Origin of the sequence: Streptomyces albospinus, from assembly GCF_014648695.1 — a bacterium.
GTDB lineage: Bacteria > Actinomycetota > Actinomycetes > Streptomycetales > Streptomycetaceae > Streptomyces > Streptomyces albospinus.
Genome location: NZ_BMRP01000020.1, coordinates 118527 through 119757 on the forward strand (window position 1 = coordinate 118527; position 1231 = coordinate 119757).

The 1231-nt window shown below is 73.8% G+C and carries 1 protein-coding gene; it reads right to left on the reverse strand.

Annotation, left to right across the window (positions count from 1 at the left end):
* Positions 1 to 291: 291 nt before the first annotated feature.
* The gene (locus tag IEZ17_RS25735; protein ID WP_189304013.1) at positions 292 to 960 is read right to left on the reverse strand and encodes a bifunctional 4-hydroxy-2-oxoglutarate aldolase/2-dehydro-3-deoxy-phosphogluconate aldolase; all 669 of its coding nucleotides are present in this window, start codon (positions 958 to 960) and stop codon (positions 292 to 294) included.
* Positions 961 to 1231 lie beyond the last annotated feature (271 nt).

The following is a 1231-nucleotide window of genomic DNA, read 5'->3' on the forward strand; positions in this document are numbered from 1 at the left end:
GGGCGGCTCCCGGGGTCGGGGCGGGGGTGGCGTACGACGCCGCCGGTGCGGCGGCGGTGAGGGTGAGCAGACAGGCGAGAGCGGGGAGTACGGCGGCGCGCTTCATGGTGGGCTGACTCCTGAGCAGGCGAGCGGAGCGCTCAGGGTGGCAGAGCCGCTGCGCCAGGTGAACCCCCCGCCCGGCCAGTGGGACGGCACGGACCCGCAACCACGCGTCCCGCTCCCCCGGTTCGCGCCCTTCCCGTCCCTTCCCTTCCCGTCCCCTTCCCCGTCCCCCTTCCCGTCCCCCGATCAGCCCCCGTAGGGGTCCATCGCTCCCTCGCCGCCCGGCTGTTCGGGCACCGCGTCGGCGAGCCGCGCGAGGAGGTCCGCGGCGCGCTTGGCCACCGTCTCGCGGTCCCCTTCCGACAGGGCCGAGCCCATCCCCACCGCGACGGCGCCCGCCGCGATCCACTCCGGTGCGGTCTGTGTCGTCACCCCGCCGGTCGGCAGCAGCGGCGCCTGCGGCAGGGCGGCGCGGACGTCGCCGATCCACGACGGGTGGTGCCCGGCGGCCGGGAAGAGCTTGAGCGCGTCCGCGCCCAGCTCCAGGCCCCGGACGATCTCGCTCGGTGTCGAGACCCCGGCGAAGACCGGGACGCCGTAGCGGTGGGCGGTGCGGATGACCTCGGCGTCCAGGCTCGGCGAGACCAGGAAGCGGGCGCCCGCGTCCACCGCCATCCGGGCCGACACCGCGTCAAGGACCGTACCGGCGCCGATGACGGCGTCGTCGCCCAGCTCGCGGGTGAGGGTGGTCACCGCCTCCAGGGCGAACGGGGTGGTGAGGGATATCTCCAGGCTCGTGATGCCGGCCGACAGCAAGGTGTCGGCGGTGGCGCTCGCTTCGTCGTATGTCGCGCTGCGGACGATGGCGAAAACGCGCTGCGCCAGTGCGGCCCGGGTGATCTCCCAGCGATACACGGCAGTTCGCCGTCCTTCCTTCTTCTCCGACGCTCGCTGCCGCTGCGACACGGCTCACGACAGACCCAGCACTTCCCGGGGCGCGCCGCGCCGGCCGACCGCTACTGGCCCGTATGCCGCCGATGCCCGCCCACTCCTCGTATCTACCGAAACGCTACCGGCAACCACCGACAATCCTCCCGCGGGGTGCGCCCCTGTGCGCCCCTTCTGCCGAGAATGGGCGGAGGAGAGGGAGAAGTGGCTGGTGAGGCCCGTCAGTCCGGGGGAGCAC